This window comes from Bacillus sp. UNC69MF, from assembly GCF_000746035.1.
Taxonomy (GTDB): Bacteria; Bacillota; Bacilli; order Bacillales; family Bacillaceae; genus Bacillus; species Bacillus velezensis.
This window is the reverse complement of sequence record NZ_JQKM01000019.1, coordinates 1-24,059: the sequence shown is the minus strand read 5'-3', so window position 1 is coordinate 24,059 and position 24,059 is coordinate 1. Positions and strand designations below refer to the sequence as shown.

4 protein-coding genes are annotated in these 24,059 nt (G+C 50.2%); all 4 read right to left on the bottom strand.

The window, feature by feature from the left end:
- Positions 1–9,078: SDR family NAD(P)-dependent oxidoreductase (locus tag BR62_RS0111780; RefSeq protein WP_032870920.1), on the bottom strand; the 9,078-nt coding region annotated here is incomplete at its 3' end.
- Positions 9,079–9,129: 51 nt separating this feature from the next.
- A complete protein-coding gene (locus BR62_RS0111775; protein WP_032870918.1) occupies positions 9,130–14,856 on the bottom strand; it encodes a type I polyketide synthase in 5,727 nt (1,908 codons plus the stop codon).
- 23 nt (positions 14,857–14,879) lie between these two features.
- Positions 14,880–21,191, bottom strand: a complete 6,312-nt coding sequence (locus BR62_RS0111770) for a type I polyketide synthase (protein WP_032870916.1) — start codon at positions 21,189–21,191, stop codon at positions 14,880–14,882.
- 18 nt (positions 21,192–21,209) lie between these two features.
- Positions 21,210–24,059, bottom strand: a 2,850-nt coding sequence (locus tag BR62_RS0111765; RefSeq protein WP_032870914.1) for a beta-ketoacyl synthase N-terminal-like domain-containing protein, incomplete at its 5' end; no start/stop codon positions are given.

The following is a 24,059-nucleotide window of genomic DNA, read 5'->3' as shown; positions in this document are numbered from 1 at the left end:
TGCGTCATAACGGTCTTCAATCGGACCTTCGCCGTCAGCCGCACATACGGCGCCGCTTATGTCCTCAGCGTTCATTCCGCCATACAGCGTCACGTATCTGAAAGACGCTTCTTGTCCGCCGCCTTCATCCGGCGGTGATTCCTGCCACTTTGGCTGAAGCAAGAGCGGTTTTTCCTCCGTTTCCTCTTCCAGAAAACGGGCGGTGAGCCCCTTCAATCGGACACATACCGCGCCGTTTTCATCACACAGCTCAATATGATAGGCGCCGTCCGCTGAGGAAAGCACCGCCCACATCGTCTCCCGGCACGCAGAAAACACCTGCATATCCTGGAGGGCAAACGGCAGAAACGGCCGTCCGGACGCGGAACCGTCTGAGAGCACGAGACCGATAGAAGCCTGAAGGGCGGCGTCCAGCATGCTCGGATGCAGGATGAACGGCTCCTTTTCTTCGCGGGCGGACGGCGGAAGAGTGAGCTTTGCGAGCACTTCTCCGTTTCCGGCATAGACGGCGTCAAGCGCCTGATGCGACGGTCCGTTGGTGATGCCGAGGCTGTCGAACGCTTCATAGCACTCAGCCTTTGACAAGTGACGGCCGCTGCAGCGCGCCTGAACCGCTTCCACATCGAGAACAGGAGCACGCTCCGTCTCTTCGAGCACGGCCTTTCCCTGGAAAAAGACAAGCGGCTCTTCTCCTTCGGCATACGCTTCAAAAGCAATGTCTCCGTTTTCTTCCGGCTGAAGCTTTACATGAAGCGTCACTCCTTCAGAAAGCGCCGTCACCGGACGGAGCCAAACGATCTGTTTGAGCCTGACACCCGTTTTCCCGCCGGGTAAGTCTTCAGCAGCCAGCGTAACGGCGGCCCGGGCCATTTCTAAAGCAGCCGCGCCCGGAAGCACCGGTTTTCCATTGACGATATGATCGGCAAAAAACGGTTCATGCCCTGAAAAAACAGAAGTGAAGCGCTGGGCGGTAAAGGTCGATGTATTCGCATGGAGCAGCGGGTGAAGCTTTTCACGTTCAGCTGAATTCCGGCTTCCAATCTCTCTCTGAAGACGATCCGACGCCCAATACGTCTGCCTGGCAAACGGGTAGCCCGGCAGATTGCCGATTCGCGGCAAAGGTCCGCCATAAAGCAAGTCCCCTTCGATTTCATAACCTTGACAATAAAAATCTGCCAGCACGCATAACAGCTCCTGATATTTTCTATGGTCAGAATATGAGGCGCTGCACTTGCCGAGCACTTCTATCATGTGCTCCTGAATATGCTGACGCCCTGCAAAGTGCTGCGGTACTTTTCCCGAAAACACATAAGGATGATGTTCATTAAGCTTTGCCTGCTTCCATACATACACTGCGTCATCAGCATCTTGAACCACGATGGCGGCGCGATGGTTAAAGTGATGCCGTCCTTTTAACAACGTATAGCTGAGCTGGGCCAGATCATTTTCTTTCAGTCCGCCATTTTCCGCCCAAGTGATCATATCTTCGATTTTTTCCTGAAGGGCCTCCTTTGTTTTTGCTGATAAAGTCAGTAAATATGCAGGGGCATCCGGATGAGGTGAAGCGCTGCGCTTATAGCTTTCCATAACGATATGGGCATTTGTTCCGCTCATCCCGAATGCGCTGACTGCCCCCATTCGGTTTTTACCCGGCAGAGAAGGCCACGGTTTACCCGTTTTATTCACATAAAAAGGACTCTTCTCCCAGTTGATATAGCGGTTTTCCCCGCTGCAATGCAGACTGGCGGGAATCATTTCACGGGAGAACGCCTGTAAAAGACTGATCAAACTGACAATGCCTGATGCGGCAAACGTGTGGCCGATATTGGTTTTAATTGATGTGAGTGCGCAAAAAGCTTCTTCGTTTGTATAGGCAGAAAATGCGTCATAAAGCGCGTTAATTTCCACCGGATCACCGAGTTTTGTACCTGTGCCGTGTGTGACGATATATTCGATATCTTCAGGGTTGATACGGCCCCGGTCATAAACGGAAGTAAGCAGCCGGGTCTGCGCGACGCCGCTCGGAGCGGTAATTCCGTTTGTTTTCCCATCATAATTGATGCCGCTCGCCCGAATCACCCCGTAAATCGGATCACCATCTTTTTCCGCCTCTCTCAGCGGCTTCAGAATAACCGCCGCGGCCGCTTCCCCCGGAACCATGCCGTCAGCCCTTTTATCAAACGCGAAGCATTTCCCGTTTTCCGACAGCATTCCGGCTTTATCTATCGTTTCAAAAAAGTCCGGGGTATTCATGATATTCACCCCGGCCGCAACAGCTGTTGTACACTCTTTATTCTGCAGGCTTAATACCGCCTGATGGACAGACACGAGCCCCGAAGAACATGCTGTATTTATCGCCATCACAGGACCTGATAAATTCAAGTGATAAGCCAGCCGCGCCGCCAAAATACCGTTATGATGAGACGTGACATTGCCTTTGTCCCGTGTTAAAAGGTGATAATCTCCTTCTTCCGCCCCCACAAACATACCGATCGTCTGCTGCCTGATGTGACTGGCGCCGTAGCCGGCGTCCTCAAGGGCCCTCCACGCTTCCTGAAGAAGCAGCCGCTGTTTCGGATCCATCGTTTCAGCTTCCCTCGGCGATATTTCAAAAAATAAAGGGTCGAATTCGTCCGCCCCCGGTACAGCGCCGAGTTTCCATTTTGAACTTGTGAAGCCTTTTTTTGCGACCGGTGCGACAACATCCTTTTCCTGAAACAGAATGTCCCACAGCTCGTCCGCCGTGCGCGCCTGAGGAAATCGGCCGCTCATGCCGATAATGGCAATGGAATCAGCTGCCTGACTGCCCTCGGTTCCGGCATTCAGCTTATTTCTTCCCCTCTGCTTCTTTCGCTTTTCCGTTCCTGCCTTTTCAAAGACAGATTGATCTGCGGATTCAGGTTTCTTTTCTTCATAGACATGCTCCATGACGGACTGGTGTTCCGTCAGAAAATAGCGGACGACCTTCTCCAGTGTAGAATGTCCGAAAAACAGGGCCGGTGTCACTTCAATTCCGTAATGGGCGGACAAAGAAGAGGCGAATTCCGCCAAACTGATAGAATCAAAGCCGAAATCAGCCAGATTGTCAGCGTCCGTCAGTCTGTTCTTGTCTATTTTCAAAAGCCCCGCCGCCAGTTCTTTCACATCCCAGCTTACGCATTCTTCCAGTGTAAAGCCTTTCATTTCACTCCGCCTTCCTGAAAACGGGACGTTCCTGTTTACAGAACCCGAAATCGGCCGTTCGCCTTGATCTATCTGCAGGAAGCGTTTGGCCCTCGACGGAAAACCAGCCAGGACGAGATACTGGCTGGACGGCTGGACTAACAATGTTTCAAAAACTTCGAGTCCTTCCTCAGTGTATAAATAACGCTGTCCGCTTGATTTTAAATACATATCGGTGCTTTCCGCCGTGCCGACATGCATCCCCCCTTCTTTCCAAAGCGGCCAATTGATTGCAAGTGACTTGCCGCTTCTGAGTCCGAGGCTCACAAGTTTATCCCGGTGACGGACAAAAGCCATTTGGAAGCGGTTCCCCATCGCGTAGTCACAAGAACCGAAGTCTCCTAAAATCGCTGAAGAAGAAGAGAAACAACAGAAGAAGTCAAGCGGCTCCCGTGACAGAACCTGATCTAACACCGCGGTGCCGTCCGCTTTTGGCGATAAGACTTGCTGAAAGGTTTGCAGATCTTTCTCCAGAATGCTTTCAGTGCCTTGAAGACCTGCAGCGTGAATGACACCTTGAATCGGCCCGCATCCTTTCTCTTTCGCTTCTTGCAAACCTTTCTCCATCTGAGCCTGATCAGCGGCATCCGCCTGCACGTAAAACACCTTGGCGCCTGATTCTTCCAATCTCTTTATCTTGTTCAGTACCGGGCCATCTGCCGCTGATCTCCCCGTCAAAATGAGCGTAACCGGTCCTTTTTCAGAAAAATATCCGGCAAATAACAAGCCTAAACCCCCGCATCCGCCGGTAATCAAGTACGTTTTTCCGCTTTTTATCACACGCTTCTCAACAGAGGCAATATCCGTCTGCTTCATTTCCATGACGTGGCGGATTTCCCCACTGTACATGACACTGCGGAACGAGTCGCTGTGAAGTTCTTCACATACGTTATGGATCAGTTTTTCTAACGGTCCTTTTTGTCCAAAATAAACCGCGGCCGTATCCGTCTCCGGCAAGATCAGTTTCAGCGACCGTTCCAGCCCGATCCATGACTCGGCGTAACTGATATCGGTATCGGTCCCGCACTGAGCGGAAAGAAGGATCCACCTCGGTTTAGAACGCAAAGAAGCAGCTGCGCGGATCACATGATACAGAATGGAATAGTCTTTCACGGCCTTTTCATCTTCAAGCGGCCATCCATATAAAACTGCATCCGCTTTGCCTGCAGCCGTTTCAATATGCCGAAACGTTTCTTGATATGCTTGTCCGTCAGTGATTTTAATTTGATAATGCGTGTTTGAAAGCTTTTGAGTTTCCTCACCCTGTGAAATAAAAAACACGCCGGCTCCCGGATAAAGGGATTGTAAAGACTGATAAGCATGCTTTCTGGCAGCTTCTCCCGTAAGAAAACAGATGACCGTTTTCAGCTCTTCATGAATGGATTTCTTCAGAGGCTGCTGCTTCCACATTTCTTCAAATATCATCATCTCGGATTGTTCCTCTTGCCCGTGATCCTGCTGAGACGGCTGTCTCATTCTTATCCCTTTGATTTCTGCGCAGACAATGCCGGTTTCGTCACATAATTGAATGTCACAGCCGGTTTGATTCTTTTTATTAATATACATCCACATGCCGGATGAGCACGGACGCATGACGCGCAGTTCTTCAACCGCTTCAGGCACGATATGGACTGACGGCTCCGTTTTGGCCAGGACATGAAAAGCTGCGTCCAGAAATTCCGGCGGCAGATGATATCCCGGATTACGGCCGCTTTCATCTGTGAGAGCAAGCTTCGCCCAAACCGCACTTTCTCCCGCATAAAGCTTTTCAACGGTGCGGAACTCCTTACTGATCGTTACACCTGATGTGCCTGGTGTTTCATAATCGAATGAAAGCGGGCGGCAGTCTTTTTGTAAGGAGGCAATATCAAGCACGCGGGATGGCTGTATGTTCCCTTGTCCGATGATTCCATAATGATGCAGCTTCTCTTCGTCACTGTATATTTCATAATGGATGCCTTCCTCGTCTTCAGACAGAAGGGAGAGATTGACGCCCGCACCGTGAAGTCCGCCGGTAATCGGGTCAGTCCATGCCGCTGTTCGGATCCATATCTCTTTTTCTTCAGAGCTGTCTGCCGCATGATGAAAAGCCGCAAGCGCCATTTCTAAATAAACGGCTGCCGACAGAACCCGCTCCCCGCTCACATCCTGGAAAACGTGTTCCCGGCCTGTAAAAGATGTATGATAGCTTTGCTCCGCCAAGGTTGACGTATTTTCATGCAGGAAAGGATGCACATATTCAGTTGTTCCTGTTTTTGGTTCTTCCCGCTTCATCCAGTAGCTTTCTTTTGCAAATGGATAAGACGGCAGACTGATACGATGCGGCAGCGCGCCTTTATATAAAGATGCCCAATCGACGGGCGTCCCGTGAACCCAGGCATTCAAAAGACTGTCAAATTGACGTTTTTCCATCCAATCACTGATAGTGCCTTCCGTCTCCGTGACAGCACTATCACTCCGGCCCGCAAACACCCCGCTTACGGAACCAGCATTATTCAGAAAAGCAATCAGCTTCTGTTCCAATTCAGAAACAGAGTCCGCTGTCATCGCCAGCCGTTCTTCCATCGGGACCCTGCCGACTTGAAGGGTAAATGCCGCGTCAAGCAGGTTCGCATCTGTAATTGTTCCGTTTCCGGCGGCATCCGACAGCAACAGAGCCCGCTCGCGCAAGCGGTCTTTATCTTTTGCCGATAAAACAAAAAGCGCCGGACGGCCGGTGTCTGCCGAAGTCATTTCAGCCGGTTCATACTCTTCTATCAGCAGGTGGGCATTTGCTCCGCCCGCTCCGAAAGAAGATGTACCCGCGATTCTCGGATATTCTCGTGTTACTCCTTCAGATTCTATGACCGGCCGTCTCCATTCCGCTGTTTCCTGCTGCACGATAAAAGGAGAAGTTTCAAAATCAATTTCCGGGTTCAGCTGCTTTGAATGCAGCGACGGCACCAGATATCCGTGTTTCATCTGAAGAAGAATTTTGGTGACCGCAGCAATGCCCGCCGCACTTTCCAGGTGTCCGATATTGGATTTAACAGAACCGATGGAACAAAATTGGTTTGCATCCGTATAGCGGCGGAAAGCCTTGGTTAACCCTGCGATTTCAATCGGATCTCCCAAGGAAGTGCCGGTGCCGTGGGCTTCCAGATAGCTGATTGCTCTCGGGTCAATCCCTGCCCGCTCCATCGCGTCTGCGATCACTTCTCCTTGTGCATTCGGGTTCGGAACGGTGAACCCGTTCGTTTTGCCGCCGGCGTTCAGAGCGCTTCCTTTAATGACACCGTATATATGATCATGATCTTCAACAGCCTTTTTCAACGGCTTTAACACGATACAGCCGACGCCCTCTCCGTCAACAAACCCGTCAGCCTTATCACCGAACGCTTTGCACGCGTTTGACGGTGACAGCATTCTCATAGAAGAAAGTCCGATATAATGAACCGGATCTGTAATCAGGTTTACGCCGCCGGCAATCGCGCATTCAGATGCACCTGTTCTGATGCTTTCTGCGGCGAGATGAATGGCGGTTAAGGATGAGGAGCATGCAGTATCGACCGCGATGCTCGGACCGTGAAAATCAAACACATAGGATACGCGGTTCGGGATAAAGTGGTAGTGGGCCCCTGTCGGATAGTTGCCGTTCATAACACCCGCAAAGACACCAACCTTTTTACCGGGGCATAGTGAATCAGGGGTATATCCGGCATCCTCCAGGGCCGCATAAGCGGTTTCCAGAAACAGTCTCTCCTGCGGGTCCATGCGCTCCGCTTCTTTCGGAGAGATTTTAAAAAACAGCGGATCAAATTTATCAATATCTGTTAAAAAGCCGCCCCACTTTGTATACATCCGGCCTTCCTTACCTTTTGTCTCATCATAGTAGTCCCGCCAATCCCAGCGGTCTTTCGGAATTTCGGTGATTCCGTGTTCACCGGTCTTTAACCGTTCCCAGAACTCATTAACATTTTCAGCTCCGGGATACCGTCCGGCAAGACCGACAATTGCCACTTCAAAGTGTTTTGACGGCGGTTCGGAAGCGGGCGGCGCCTTTTCAGAAAAAGATGCCGCTTGGCGCTTCGTCAATCCGGCGCTTTTTTTACGGCTTTGCTTTTTCTGTAAAGTGTGCGTCGCCTTTTCGGCTTCTTTATTTGTCTTGAAAATCCCAGCCATATCTTCCTGTCTTGAGCTGACGAGATATTCCGCTAATCCGCCGATTGTCGGATACTCGAAGAACAAAGTGCTGCTGATATCAGGGACGTCTTCCCGCACGCGGTTGGTCAGCTGTACGATTAAGATGGAATCGATTCCGTATTCTTCAAGGGGCGTATGGGCTTGAACGTCCTCAATCGGCATCTTTAAGATGGCGCTGACGATCTGTTTCAGGTACTCTGTGCTTTTTTCAAGCAAAGAGCCGGATGATGCCGCTTCAGTATGAGGGACTTCTTCAGAAAATTGCGCATGCAGTTCGCGCTCCTTCGTTTCAGCCAAGAATGCGGCAAGCTCTCCTATCGTCCGGTATTCAAAAAACAGCGTGCTGCTGATATCAGGGACGAGATCCCGCAGCTCATTCGTCAGCTGAACGATCAGAATAGAGTCAATGCCGTATTCATCCAGAGGAGCCAGCGGATTTATCTCTTCTGCCGGCATTTTTAATACTTTTGCCGCAGCCCTTATCAGAAAAGCCGCTGTCTTTTCCGAAAGCCCCTCTCCCGCTTGTTTGATGGGGAGCTGACGATCAGAGGATGTTTGCGGTACGTTTGATTGGCGCTTTTGCGCGGTGTAAGCTTCCCTGCTCTGCCTGATGACTCCGTTGCTTTTCGCCGTGATAATCTGCTGGGTGTGCAGACGTTCGTTTTCAGCCGGAAATTGAATGGAATGAAAACCTTCAGCCATTAAAACGGATTTCCATGTTTCCGGATAAAGACCGGGGCACCCCGGAATCCGCAGCGCCTCGTCTTCGTACAGCCACCAGCCCTCTAATAAGCCGAATGTAACATGTGTAAACGGCGTATGCCCGCCCAGTTCATTAACAAGCAGCAAACCGTCCTTTTTCAATACGGCTTTTGCCGTCCGTAAGGTTTTCCGGATATTTTTGGTGGCATGCAGCACGTTTGCGGCAATAGCGATATCGTAGGTTCTCAGATGTAATCCCTGGCCCGCCGCAGGCTGCTCCACATTAAACAGCTGATACGTCAAATACGGATTGTCCGCGCCGTATTCCTTTTCGGCATGCATTAAAAAAGCTTTTGACAAGTCGGTATAACAGTATTCCTGAATATGGTTTTGATAGGGGCGGAGCTTTTTAAACAGTGTACTGCTCGTTCCGCCGGTGCCCGCTCCGATCTCCAGCAGGCGGATGTTTGCCTCAGGATTGTTTTTCATTACATTTTCCACATAAATACACGCTTCATTTGCCAGCACATCGTTGTAATAATCAGCGAGAATATTATGCTTATAGATTCCTTCAACAAGCTCCATTGAAGAATCGGGAAACATCACGTCAGTGGCTTTTATTTTGCCTGTTAAAATGTCAGGCAAAGCTTGAATGATGGTATCCGCCAGCAGAACCTGCGCTTTCATATCCGGATCTTTCAGCCATTCGTTTTTCTTCTTATGCCACTCTTCCCAAACCGCGGCCGTTTCACCGCTTTTAAAATCGCTGTCTAAAAGACGGATGCTTTCTTCCAGCCAGCGTTCATATAAAGGCAGACAGGAAGCCGCCGGCGCTTCGCCGGTCAGACCCATTGAACGCAGCGTCACCCGCAGCACTTGCAGCAAAAGCCGATTCAATTCTTTCATTTGATTGCTTATTTCTGTTCTTAAGGATAACTGTGTACGGTCTTTTTGTTTGTCTCCCTTACCCAAAACCTTATCCTCCTAAGAAAATTAAATTTGCTCCGTCATTTTGACAGGCAATCAGATAGTCACAAATTCATGAGGGTTCATTCCCTCGATCGGAATCGGCTTGGTCAGCTTCATCAGCCCCATGCGGGAGATCGGCTGCGTCAGCAGAGTTTCCAGCGCCTGCATCCCTTCCGCCCGGCTGATCAGCCCGAGACCGATTGCACTCAGTCTGTCAAACTCTTCAGAAATGTGATTGTCAGCCCGCTCCCAATAACCCCAGTTCATCACTTTGACCGGGCATGACAGCCGTCCGGAAAGCTCATGGGCAAATGCATCTTTAAATGCGCACCCCGCCGCATAATGACTTTGATTCGGATTCTTAATATATGAAATAACCGAAGAGAAAAAGAGAATAAAGTCCAAAGACTCTTTCGCAAATACTTCGGCAATGTTGACGGAAATATCCACTTTCGCCGCAAGACCGGCGTGAAACTGTGATTCTTCCATATCTTTTACGCTTTCATTCGCAAATACCATCGCTGAATGAACGACGCCGCTGATGGTGCCGTATGTGTTTTTAATCTGTTCATAGGCGCGCTGAAGCGATGGAAGATCAGAAGCATCTGCGGCTATATATTCGGGAGCCGGTCCTGATGGCCGGTACCGGTCTATTTTTTGGCGTATCCGGCTGTCCAGCGGCCGCCTCCCAATCCAGACGACTCGGGCTTTATACGTCGTCACTATATAATCTGTCCAAACCTCGCCGATGCCTCCCGCACCGCCGATGATGACATATACGCCTCCATATCGGTAAGGAACACTTTCAGACGGCCCGCTTTGGACCGGAAGCAATTGAGGCCGGTACCATTCCTGATGTCTGCGCACCCATGCTTTACCCGTACGGTCGCGGGGCAGGCTGAATATGTCTTCTGCGGGGAAATCCCCCCCGTCTTCAAGATCGGCGAGACGGATGTGCCAGCTCGGATGTTCTTTAGCGAGAGACCCGACGAAACCGTGCACACTGGAATGAGCGGGACGCACCTCATCATATTGGGTAATAGGCTGTGCTTGGTGCGTAATCACCGTCATCCCGAGCTGCTCCTTTCCATACCCGAGACCGATAAGAGCTTTGGCCGCTCTGAAAATTTGCAGCACCCCGCTTTTTTGATCATGGCTGTCAGAATCAGCCGGCTGAGGGGCAAACCAGATCATATGCTGAATCTTACCGAGACGGCGGAGCCGATCAGATATCACTTCAACGGAAGCACTTTGGCTGCTATCAAATCGCACAGCTTTAGGAAACAATCGTAAAACCGCGTCCGCCTGCCCGTCTGTACCGCCTATGATGACAGCTTTTGCTTCAGAAATGGGGAAGCCGGTTTGGTTGTCTATCGGTTCCGTGTCCCATACCTGCATCAGTTTGACGGCTCCGGTAAGGTTACCCGGCAGATCGTATTGCTTATTATCGGTTACGGCCGGCGCACTTTCGGCCATCCGGGCAGAAAATCCTTTTATCCTTACACACACATTGCCGCGTTCATCACATATATCAATGTCCATTCTTCGCACGGCCGGTGTTTCATGCGTCACAAACACGGCAGCCCACATGTTTGGCCTGCACGGATGAAAAACGGTCAGTTCATGCAATTCAAAAGGCATTAACGGCTGCTCCGGATAACCCGCTTGATCTTCATTCATAACGCCGATGGCCGCCTGAAAAGCGGAATCTATCAGACTAGGATGGAGCACAAACTGTTCAGCCTCATCAGAAACGGAAGCAGGGAGCACCAATTTAGCCAAGGCTTCTTTTTCCCCGCAATAAATGTGATCAATTCCTTGATGTGAAGGTCCGTATACAATTTCCGCCTTTGCAAACGCCGCATAGCAGTCTTCTTTTGACAGCACTTTTTTGCGGCATCGCGCTTTCAGCTGTTCAATATGCAAAACCGGCGCCTCAGACAGCGGCTCAATCACAGCACTGCCTTCACAATAAATGTCTGAATCATTTTCACTGCTGTACACTTGAAATGAAACATTGCCGTTATCCTCCAAAGAAAGCCCTGTCGTCATACGCAGCGGCTCTTTTTTGTGAACGGCCTGGCGTATCCAGCTGATATACCGCAGCGAAATGCCGGTTTTAGCCGTGTATTCAGCGGCTAACGGTGCGGCAGCCAGTTCAGCCGCGGCTCTCGCCATTTCAAGATAAGCCGCCCCGGGGAGAACACGCTTGTTTCGGACGATATGATCGGCTAAGAAGAATTCATCTCCGTTCAGTATCGTACTGAATTTTTGTTCTAGCAAATCTGATGTATTGCGGTGAAGCAGCGGGTGAAGCCTGCTTTCTGTATTTACGGAAGTGACGGGATGATCGGGCTCCGGTATCCAATATCGTTCCTTTGCAAACGGATACGTCGGCAGACTCATCCTGCGCGGTTTCTCCTCCTGATACAGCCGCGTCCAGTCTATCTCAAATCCTTTTGACCACAGCTCCGCAAGTTTTTTGTAAGTGCCGCTGTCCATCCATTTTCGGATCAGCTCCTCCGTATCCTGATCATCGTTCAGGAAACCCCTGATTTCCGTTCCGCTGTCAGACCGCCCTTGAAAGCAGCCGTCAATCTGCCGTTTTTGTTCTGTAAATTCAGTTAATTTCTTGATCAAGTCTGCTTGATCGTTCACTAAAAAAACAAGCCGTTCTTCCATTGCCAGCCGTCCCGTTTGCAGCGTATACGCCAGTGACCGCAAGGAAAAAGATTCATCAGGCTGCTTATCTAAGCCCGACTGGCCGAAAAGACCGGAAAGAATATTCTTATGTTTCTCATCGTTTGTAAGACATTCTGCTAAAGTCCGGACGGAAGTATGCTGTATGAGATCAGTCATGTCTATTGCCAGCCCGTATTGATCCGTCATCAGCTCAGAAAACTGTGTCAGCTGCATGACATCCAAGCCGAATTCCTTCCAATCCTGTTCATCATCTACCGAACCGGCCTCTACATGCAGAACTTCGGCCAGAACACCTCGCAACGCATTTTCCAGCTGATTTTGCATTGTATCTCTTTTGTCATGAAGCGGCCCGCTTCCTCCAAGCGCTTTATCTTTGAGAAACATCAGCAGGCGGGCAGCGTATTCCTTCAGCCGCTCCGGATTTTTCGCTGACAGAGGCACGATATACAATCTCTCTTGATCCTCCGTAATACCGGGGTTTTTAGGCCTGTACTCTTCTAAAATGAGATGAACGTTTGAACCCGTCGCCCCGAATGAACTGATGCCTGCGCGTCTCGGGCAGGCATGTTCACGGCCGTTCTCTGTATACGCCGGCCTTTTCCATGACTCGGTTTTTTGCTGCACGTAAAATGGCGAGTCCTCTAAACGGAGATACGGATTAATCGTCTCTGAGTGCAAAGAAGGGACAAGCGTTTTGTGAAACAGCTGCAAAACCGTTTTATGAAGCCCGCTGATCCCGGCAGCTGATTCCGCATGTCCGATATTCGATTTAACGGAACCGATCGCACAAAATTGCCGATCCTCCGTAAACGTGCGGTAAGCTTTAACAAGACCTTGTATTTCAATCGGATCTCCTAAAGAAGTTCCGGTTCCGTGCGCTTCCACATAAGAAATCGTCCGGGGATCGATCCCCGTCTTTTCAAGACATTCAGCTATCATATCCCCCTGCGCCACGGGGCTCGGCACGGTAATCCCGCTGACGGTCCCCACGTGATTGACGGCGCTGCCTTTTATCACCGCATAAATATGATCCTTATCTTCTTCGGCTTTGTGGAGCGGCTTCAGCAGCACGGCTCCGATGCCGTCAGCTGAGACATAGCCTGTGCCTCCTTCGCCGAACGTGCGGCACAGCCCGTCACTCGAATGCATATCCATCAAGCCGTATGTGATATATTTTGTCGGGTGCAATGATAAATTGACGCCGCCGGCAAGAGCTGCTTCACATTCACCGCGTCTCAGACTTTCCGCCGCCATATGAACGGCCGTCAAAGATGACGAACACACCGTGTCAACCGCCATGCTCGGCCCGTGAAAATTGCAAAAATATGAAACCCGGTTTGCGATCGGCGCATAGTTCAAGGGATAAGGAAAGACCAGCCCTTTGGCCGCAGCTTCAGCGCCGGCGAGAGAATAATCCATATGCATCACCCCGGCAAACACACCGACGTTCATTCTCTTATTCGGCCCTTTCGGCTGAACGATTGTTTCCGGGGTGTAGCCTGCATCCTCAATCGTTTCCCAGCATGTTTCTAAAAACAATCGTTCTTGCGGATCTTTAGCTTCTGCCTCCCGCGGAGAAATCCGAAAAAATTTCGCATCAAAACAATCCGGATCGTCTATAAAACCGCCCCATTTGGAAATCGGCTTGCCGGACGGCGATCGCAAATGCTCATATGTCCTCGTATCCCAGCGGGAACGAGGCACTTCCGTTACGCTGTTTTCTCCATTTTTTAAATTTGCCCAAAATTCACGAAGATTTTTGGCGCCGGGGTACCGTCCCGCCATCCCGACGATCGCAATATCTCCATTCTGCGTTCCGGCTGACGCCGATTTTTTCACGCGGATTTGGGTCGTCCTCTTTTTTTCCCGGGGCAAAGGCTCAGCACTTGAATGCCCGTTTTGAGCATGGCCGAAACCGGCTCCGTAATGTTCGCACAAATATCCCGCCAATTCCGCGATGGTCGTGTATTCAAATAACAGTGTCGGCAGTAACTGCGTTCCGATTTTTTGTTCAATTTCCTTTACCATGTCCAACAGCCCCGGAGAATCCAGCCCCATTTCATAATAGCCGATATCCGGGTCAATCTCTTTCACAGGTTTGTTCAATCGGGCGGCAAGCAATTCTTTTAAATAAAGGATGCACTGTTCAGTAAGGCCGGCGGAAGCCTCCGCACGGCGGGGCTCAGAAGGCGCCGATTCCGCTTGCGGAGCCGGGACGGCATTCCGCCCGTCAGGTTCTTTCTTTTGCCGTTTCTGATTGATCTGTTCCGGGTCCCTCACCAGTTTATTGGCGAAGTTTTTCAGTTCGCCGACTTTTCTGCCTTCCTCATTGAAAAACTCCATTGTCACGTAAACGAGATCTTTCTTACGGGTGACGGATTCTTTTTTTATCTTGGTGATACATGTCGTCTGCAGCAATTCGGCGCAATAAAACGATTCATAAAACAGCGGCAGAAATAATTGCCCCTCCTTCCTCGTCAAAGGAGCGAGATATACATTGGAGCCGATGCTGCTCGCATCTATCAATGCGGGATGAAACATCGTCTCTTCTGCATGTTCCAGCTGATCCTTTTGCACCGACAGATCAATATAAATCTCTTTTTCAGTTTGGTAGACGCTTCCGCAGCCTTTCATCATTCCTGAATGAACCAGTTCTTGATCCCTGCATTCCGCGTAAATGTCCTCAAGCGGTATTTCTGCCGCCGTTTGTTTTACGGCATCCATCCGGACGCTTTCTTGGAAGCCGGCGGGCTTGACGGAATGCATTTGCGCCGCGGCATATACCTTTGTCTCTGCTGCTTCGTCACCTTGTTTTTGCCCTTTCACCTCTACCTTCCACTGTCCTTCGCCGTTCTCTGTACAATTAACGGAAAGCAGGATTGTTTCTCCCTGTTCAGGAGCTAAAGGGTGAAAAATCGATAAGTGCCTGAGTTCAAGGCCGGCATGAAAAAAACCGTTTTCTCTGAAAGTCTGATAGATCAGGTCAATATAAGCCAGACCCGGCAGCAGTTCCTTTCCATAGGCTTTATGATGTTTCAGAACGGGATGCTGATTGTTAATAAGAAGCTGCTCTTGCATATGAACTTCCTCCATATCGACGTTCAATTTTCAGCGCAATCGTAAGTCTTCATTTGTTTCCAAAACGTATTCGGACGGGACTTATGTGCGTTTCCATGCAGGCTTTCGGCTTTGTCCGGACGAATGGGCCGGCGTTTTAATTCCTGTCTCGGCAAAGGCTTTCTAACAGGGGTATACGCCTCTTGCTCCCAGGCTTCCACTATGACATGAGCATTCGTCCCTCCGTCAGCGAAGCTGCTGACAGCGGCAATCCGCGGTGAATCCGTCCATTCACGCAGAGCTTGCGAAAAATAAAACGGCGAGGCGGACAGATCGTAATGTGTCATCGGCTCTTTGCCCGAAAGGAAAGGCACACGCATTCGGCGCGAGAGCATAAGCACTGTTTTAATGAATCCGGCAATCCCTTCAGCGCATAACGGGTGTCCGATATTCGGCTTCATCGACCCCAATTCGCAAGGCGCGCTGTTTTGCATACGGTACACCGCTTCAATCGCCCTCAGTTCCAAAAGGTCTGTTACTTCAGAGCCTGAACCGTTTGCTTCAATGTAGCTGATATCCTCCGCTTTTCTGCCGCTTTTGGCAAGCGCCTTGGCCATCACTTCTTTCTGCGCCTGTATATTCGGTGTGGCAGGCCCCGCGGTTCTGCCGTCATTGTTTACGGAAATGCCTTTAATGACCGCATGAATCCGGTCCCCGTCTTTTACAGCCTGGGCCGCTGTTTTTAAATACACCATTCCGACGCCTTCTCCCAATACGATGCCGCCGGTGCGGCGGTCAAAAATATGAAACGCAGGCTCTTCGCTTAACAGATTGCGAAGTTCGAACATCCGGTGGGTTTGACCAGATTCCAGCAGACTGACTCCCCCGACCACCGCTGAGTCGATTTCACCGCAAGAAAGCGCCTGTATCGCCATATTCATACCGACAAGCGCTGAAGAACAGGCCGTATCCAAAACAAGACTCGGCCCCTTCAAATCAAAGAACTGAGAAAGATTGGCCGCTAAGTAATTCGGACCGGCTGCGACTATCGGATTTTTTGCATGCTTCAGACGGTTTTCATCAGGCATACTGCCGCCGCGTCCTCCTAAATAGACACCGGCTGACCTGCCTTTCATTTCTTGTAAAGAGTAACCGCTGTCTCTGAACAGATGAAGCGCCTCTTCTAATATAAGAAAGGACTGGATATCCATTGCCTTGATGTCTTCTTCGGGAATAAGGAAAAACTCCGGGTCAAAATGCGTTACATTTTGTAAAAGGCCCGCATAATCCGCCTTCTCCGTTTTCCAGCGCTCTTTCGGAACTCTTTGAATGGCTGACGTTCCTTCAGACAGCAGCTTCCAATAAGCTTCAATTGATTCAGCTCCCGGAAAACGGCAGGACATTCCGACAACAGCGATGTCTTGCGCCGCTCTAGCACGAGAAGGCTGAATAACAGCGGCTGCTGTTTGTTTGGGAGCGTCCGGGATTTCAGGCTGAACCGGTTTTGAAACGGCAGCTTTGATTTCCGGATATGCTGTTTCAAGCCATCCCGCCAGCGCAGCAACCGTAGGGTATTCATACAGCACCGCCGGGTCAAGGTCAGCTTTGATCCTCTTTCCGATCGCTCTGGACACTTGGGCAAGCATGATGGAATCGGCTCCGTAATCTTGAAACGGTGTATCAGATTCAAATCTTGACGGCTCCAGTCTTAATTCCCGGCAGCAAATGCCCGTCAGCCACTCCTCAACGCTTTCTGTATCGGCCTGTTCCTGCTGCTTTGTTTCAGTCAGGCCGGATGAAAGCAGCAGACGGTCAGGCTCCCATTTTTCCGGGTGAATGACGGCCGGCATAATAACAGATCCGCAATCGCCTGCCATGATGGCATCAAACAGGCTCAGCCCTTCTCTGTCAGTGATGCTCTTTAAACCGCTTTTCTGATAGGCCCGGCTTTTTGATTCGCCCATACCCGTTTCTTTCCAGCTCGGCCACTGGATGCTCAGCACCGGAAAACCTTTTGCAGCCGCAAAATAATCCATATAGGCGTTAGCCATGGCATAATCGCTTTGTCCCGCTCCTAATTCCGGCATCACGCCGGACACTGAAGAAAACAGCGCAAAAAACCGGAGAGGCTCCTTGTGCAGCGCTTGATACAAAAGGTCCAGTCCGTCTGTTTTAGGCTCAAGCACGGGCATCATCTGTTCGCTTGTTTTGCGGATAAAGGCCGGATGATCGAGATCTACTGCTCCCGCTGCGTGTAACACGCCTCCTATCGGCCCCATTTGATCTTTCACACGGCTGACGGCCTGCTCATATTCAGGGCCGGAAGATACAGACAGCACTTCCGTTCGGATACCTTTTTGTTCGAGCTCTCTAATTCTTCTCACCTTATCGGAAAACGGGGAATTCCGTTTGATATGATCATCCCATTCCGCTTTCGGCGGCATTGTTTCTTTTCCGGTAAGCACGAGTTTCGTGACTCCGTAACGTTCGGCAAAATGCCGGGCAAATAAATATCCGAGTCCCCGGGTCCCTCCGGTGATCCAGAGCACATGGTCTTTCGGAAATGAAAATTCTTTTTCAGCTAAGCTGTTTGTTTCCTTTAACCGCGCGAGATAGCGCACACCGTTTCGGTAACACACTTCGATGTCTTCAGAATCGCGAAAAAACTCCTCTGCGATCTGGTTTGCCAGCTCAGGATCTTCGGCAGTCCGTTCTGCATCCATATGCCGCGAGCGGATATCCTTATACTCACTTTGGAGCATCCGGTACAATCCGGCCTTTTTTGCACCTGAGAGATTTATCGTTTCATTTGCAAAGGGTTCAAGCCCCTTTGTCACACAAAGCAGCTGAAGCTTTCGGCCGCGGTTTCTGTTGTCAATGAGAGACTGCAGACGATGAATCCAGCCGTCATCATGATTGATTTCCGTCCCGCATCCGGTCACATCAATCAGACCGCCGAATCGGGCCGCGTCCCCGGATATTTCCGGTGATGCAGCGTCAATGATTTCAGACTCGGGGAAATAACGGGACAGCTCAACGGCTAAATTTCCTGTCTGGTGATCAGCAGCTATTCCGATGACGCCCCGCATTTCCTTAGCCGGAACACTGCTGCTTTCTGCCCAGCTTTTCTGTAAAAAGCGGATTTCACGAAATGTTTCAGAATGTGTTTCAGCATCACGAACATTGTCCGGCGCTGCATCGTCCGGCCAATACCGATCCTTTATAAATGGATAACCGGGAAGGCTGATGCGATGCGGCATGCTGCCGTTATAAAGCTCTGACCAATCAATCTTCAGCCCTTTCACCCAAAGTTCCAGAAGCTTCGCGAATTTTTTTCTTTTCATCCATTTACGGACGGCTTCCTGCATATCTTCATCCTTAAAAACGGCTAGAATGTCTTTATACTGTTTGCTTTTTCCCCTGAAGCAGCCGTCTGTCCCGCCGTCAATAAAACGCTGCAGTTTTTCCGCTAACTGCTCTGTCGACGTCACGATAAACGCCGCACGTTCTTCCATCGCTTCTCTTCCGGTTTGAAGGGTGTAAGCCGCATCCCGGAGGCTGCGGTCTGTGACGTCATTTTTTCTGATCGCTTGAAGAAGCTGCTGCGCCCGCTGCTTCAGGCTGGCCTCCTGTTTGGCGGATAATAAAATGACTGCGGGATCTTCATCTGTGAATGGCTCATAAATCTCCCTATCAGGTTCAATGTATTCTTCTATCAATATGTGGGCATTTGCCCCGCCCGCGCCAAAAGAAGAGATTCCCGCAATTCTCGGAATCTCCTTTTGCGCTCCGTTTTCCTCAATGACCGGCCGTTTCCAGTCTGCCAATTCACGCTGCACCACAAACGGCGTCCGGTCGAATGCAATATTCGGATTCAATTTCCGGCAATGTAATGAGGGAGCCAGCTTTCGTTTTTGAAACTGAAGCAGCAGTTTCGTTACACCGGCAATGCCTGCCGCGGCTTCCAAATGCCCGATATTGGATTTAACTGAGCTGATGGCGCAAAAACCTTTATCTGACGTTTTCGTTTGAAATGCGCGGGTCAAACCGTCTATTTCGATCGGATCTCCGAGTTCAGTGCCCGTGCCGTGGGCTTCGATACAGCTGATCATCCGCGGATGTATTCCTGATTTTTCAAGCGCGCCGGAAATCACGTCAGCCTGAGCGCTCGGACTCGGCACTGTATACCCGTTTGTTCTGCCGCCGTGATTGATATGAGTGCCGCGAATCACCCCGTAAATATGGTCCTTATCAGCCATCGCTTTTGACAGCGGCTTTAACAGCACGGCCCCGACGCCTTCCCCGGGAACAAATCCGTCCCCGCCTTCACCGAAACTTTTGCACGTTCCGTCTTTTGAAAGCATTCGATAGGCGCTGAGCTCCGCATAAGCCGAAGGATGCGTATACACATTCACACCGCCGGCAATCGCCATGTCGCATTCGCCGCGAAGGATGTTTTCACACGATTCGTGAATTGCAGTCAGCGAAGATGAGCACATCGTGTCGACCGGCATGCTCGGCCCTTTCAGATTAAGAAAATAGGAAACTCTGTTGGCCGCTGAACTGAACGACGTTTTCGGCTGCAGGGTGCCGCCGTTTTTCCAGTACATTCCGTACCCGTTTTTCGTAATGCCCGCAAAAACGCCGACCCGGCCGTTATACAAATTCTCAAGCTGTTCCTTCGTATAACCGGCATCCTCCAGCACCTGCCAGCACATTTCAATAAAGAGACGCTCCTGCGGGTCCATATTCAAAGCATCACGGGGTGAAATTTGAAAAAACAGCGGATCAAAGAAAGCGGCATCTTTCAGAAACCCGCCCCGCTTACTGTAACTTTTCCCTTCTTTCACGGCCGCTTCAGGATCAGGGTTGTAGTACTTGTCCTTTTCCCAGCGCTCTTCGGGAATTTCCGTCACACAGTCTTTTCCGGCCGCTAAGTTATCCCAGTACTCTTCAAGTGTTTCAGCTTGCGGATAACGTCCGCTGACTCCGATAATCGCAATCCCTTCTTTTGTCTGGTTCTCATTGGAAAAAGCAGGCCGTTTCTTTCGCTTGATAAACGACGGAAGCACCGGAAAATCTTCATTTGCCAAAACCTGTTCTGATATGCCTGAACGGTGGTCATCATCATTTGTCCATTTTCGGCATTCTTTTGGATAATCCGTGACAAAGTGAGCTGCCAGAGATCCCAGTGTCTTATATTCGTAAAAAACCGTTTTGGAAAGGTCACCGAAAAGCAGAGACAATTCGCGGTTCAATTTCGTCACAGTGACTGAGTCGATTCCGTAGGTTTCCAGCGGCTCTTCAGTATCTATGTTGGAAACAGCAATTTTTGTAGTCAGGGCAAACAGCGTTTTGAGCTGAAGAAGCGTTTGTTCATACAAACGTTCACTGCGGTGTTCGGCATTGGTTTTTCCGGGAGCGCCCGTCTTGATGACAGGTTGCAGCTTCAACCCTGATAGGGAAGCCCATATTTTCCCTTCTTCGTCACATAAATCAATATAAAAGCTCCCCGCCTTCTCTTGTATCTCGGCCCATACCTTGTCAGGACAAGATTCATAAAACAAAAGCTCGTCCAATGAAACCGGGGCGAGCGTTTTATATTCTTTGCCGCCAAGCAGCGCGCATGCCTCTGTCACACTTTTCATCACACAGGGAGGGAGGCCGAATCGGGCGGATTCTTTTTGGTTTGTCAATGGAATTGATATGTCTGCCAGCATCCGTCCTGCTGAGGCGTAAATACGCTCAATTCCTTTCATGTGCTCACTGTATTGAACGGTATCGTTCTGAGTGATGGCTTCAATTTGCTGCTGATCCATCAGGGAACCGCTGTTTTCCTTCAAGCGGCTGATATCCAGCATGCCAGGCGCAGCATCAACTGGCTGAATCATCCCTTGGCTGTACACATCATGATGACTGAAATCGGCAGAAAATGGATTGTAAATCTCAAACCTTTTGGCTTCACCCTCTGCGGGTATCAGCCTGATTTCGATATGGAACGGCTCAGCCTCAGTCAGAATGGGCTTTGACCACACGATATGTGTCAGCCGGACAGCCTCAGTCTCCTTTACTGTCAAAACAGCCGCAGCTCTCGCCATTTCCAAAAGAAGTTCTCCGGGCATAAGCTTTTTACGCTGTAAAGAAACATCAGCGAGAAAAAATTCCCGGCCGCTGAAAGCTGCCGAGAATCCCTGTCCCGTTTCATCGGAAATATGCTGCTGAGCAAGCGGATGAAGGGAAGCCGATTGGCGAAGTCCCATCCGCATATCATAATCGCGCAAAATGCCGATCGCATCCTGTTTTGTCATTTTTTTATTTTTGACGTCAGAAAAAACCCGGTGCAGAAACTCTTTCATATGGTTTCCTCCATTACGCTAATCCCTGTAAAAACCGATCGTTCTTTTTACAGCGGCTTCTATGCTTATTTCGTTTTTCTCCAATTCATCAAGCAGGCGCTCATAAGTCTCAAGCGGGGACGTATCAATCTCATAAGTCTCCCGGTGCCTTATATGCTGGGCACTGTGCGGTATCCAGCAATGTGTTTTCGCAAAAGGATAGACGGGCAGGCTGACTTTTTTTGGCCTTTCGTCCGGATATAATTTATTCCAGTCGACATGTAAACCTTGCACCCATAATTTTGCAAGCATTGTATACTTTCCTGCTTCAATCCATTGATCTACGGTCCCGCTCATTTCTGCGTTGTCCGTCATCTCTGTAAACAGCTGTTTCATCGCTTTGTTCCGGCCTGTAAAGAAATTCTGCCCCGTCTCCTTGCCGCTGAGGAAATCATTCAGCGCGTTCGTAAGCTCTTCTTTTGTTTCAGCAATAACGGCAAGGCGCTCTTCCATTTCATCCCGGCCAAGCTGAAGCGTATAAGCGATACCCGCAAGAGCTCCGTCAGCTGAATGTGTCTTTTCCAAATATCTGCGCAGCTGTTCCGCACGTTCCTTCAGCTGTTCCGCCGTCTTTGCCGAGAGAATGAATAAGGTCGGCTGAAGTTCACCGGACGTCCATTGTTTCTCTTCAACAGGAGAAACATATTCTTCGAGCACGACATGAGCATTGACACCGCCAAATCCGAACGAGCTGACACCCGCTCTCCGCGGCAGTTCATTTCCGCTATCATCAGTCGCCGCTTTCCACGGCTGAGTGTCGCGGACGAAATAAAACGGGCTGCCATCGAGGCTGATATACGGATTAACGGTTTCACAATGCAGACTTTTCACAAGCGTTTTGTGCTGCATCTGCAAAATAATTTTTAAAAGCCCGGCCATGCCGGCGGCAAGCTCTGTGTGGCCGATATTCGTTTTGACGGAACCGAGGCCGCAATGAGGCTGATCGGGTGCCGTTACTCCGGCTTTCTGATAAAGCGCTGCAAAAGCCGCTTTGAGTCCGTTGATTTCTATTGGATCACCGAGCGGCGTTCCCGTGCCGTGGGCTTCAATATAACTCACTGTACGGGGGTCGATGTTCGCTTGCTGATACGCTTTTATCATGACTTCTGTCTGTGCTTTCGGATTCGGCGATGTAAGGGAAGCCGCCCGTCCGCCATGATTTTCCGCCGTTCCGCGAATAACGGCATAAATACGGTCGCCGTCACGTTCCGCATCGGATAATGTTTTCAAAACAATCATGCCCGCACCTTCAGCTCTGACATACCCGTCCGCTTGATCGGAAAATGTTTTGCAGCGCCCGTCTTCACTGAGCATTCCCGCTTTATTAAAGCTGATATGCATATCCGGCGACACAATAGCATTGACGCCTCCTGCAATCGCGATGCCGCAGTCTCCGGCCTGAATTGCCCTGACCGCACGGTGAACAGCGACCAATGAGCTTGAACAGGCGGTTTCAATCGGTTCGCTCGGCCCATGTATATTCAGAAAATAGCTCATGCGGTTCGGACCGATTGACGGAACCGTACCGGCGGCGGAAGAACCCTCAATCTCTATATGGAACTTTGAAGCTTCCTGGGCGTAACCGCTGTTTGTCGTGCCTGCAAAAATGCCTGTATTTGTACCTGACAGGCTTTTGGCAGAGCAGCCTGCATCTTCAATCGCTTTCCATACATGCATCATTAAAAGTCTTTGCTGAGGATCCATCATTTCGGCTTCATGCGGAGAAATACCGAAGAATAAAGGATCAAATTGAGCGGTTTCATCAATGAAGCCGCCCCACTTTACATTGCTCGCATTTTTATCTTTCTGCGGATCTCCGTAATACTGTCTCCAGTCCCAGCGCTCCGGCGGTATTTCAGAAATGCAGTCCTTTTCTCCGGCTAAATTCTCCCAAAACATTTCCGGATTTTCAGCCATTGGAAATGCACAGCTGATTCCGATTATCGCCACGGGCTCAGGTGCAGCTGCGGTTTTTGTTTTAGGAAGACGGGACGGAATCAAGAATGGCTCCGTCTTCATTTTTTTACGCACAACCGGTTTCTCCGTTTCTGTTTCTGCCTGTGAGCCGAATGTATCCGGATGTTCCGTCAGCAAGTATTGGGCAAAACGAAAGACTGTCGGATATTCAAAAAACACGGCCGGTGTCAGTTCAAGCCCATACATTTTATTTAGTTCATTTGCAAACTGCGTGAATGAAACCGAATCAAAGCCATAATCTCTCATCTCTGATTCAGCATCTATCTCGTCTTCTTTCACCTTCAGAATGCCTGATATCATATGTTTGAGTTCCGCTTGTACTTTATTCGGCATATGGACGGGCGTCTTCCTTGACACATGAATGCTACGGGACGGTTCCGGCGTTTCAGGCATCAGGTTTTTTCGAATCCGTTTTTCGTCGCCCTCTGCCACCATGACCTGGTGTTCTCCGGAGGCAAAAGCGGCGTACAGCGCTTGGATGCCTGAGGCCGATCGCATGGCTTTCATTCCGGTCTGTTCATACATCAGCCGTTCTGTCTCTTTGTCCACACGCATACCGCCCTCTTCCCAAAGCGGCCAGTTGACGGACAGGGTCTGCCCGCTCCGCTCGTTGTCCCGCACGAGACGGTTCCGGCGGGCTGCATAAACATCCATAAATGCGTTGGCTGCCGCATAACCGGCCTGCCCCGGATTTCCCATACCTCCCGCCAAGGAAGAAAACAGAATGAAAAAGTCCAGCCGCACATCTTTCGCTGCTTCATCAAGATTGATAAGCCCTTTCACCTTCGGCGCCATGACGGTCTTCCGTTCGTTTTCTGTCTGGTTCAGAATGTAATTGTCAGCGATCACGCC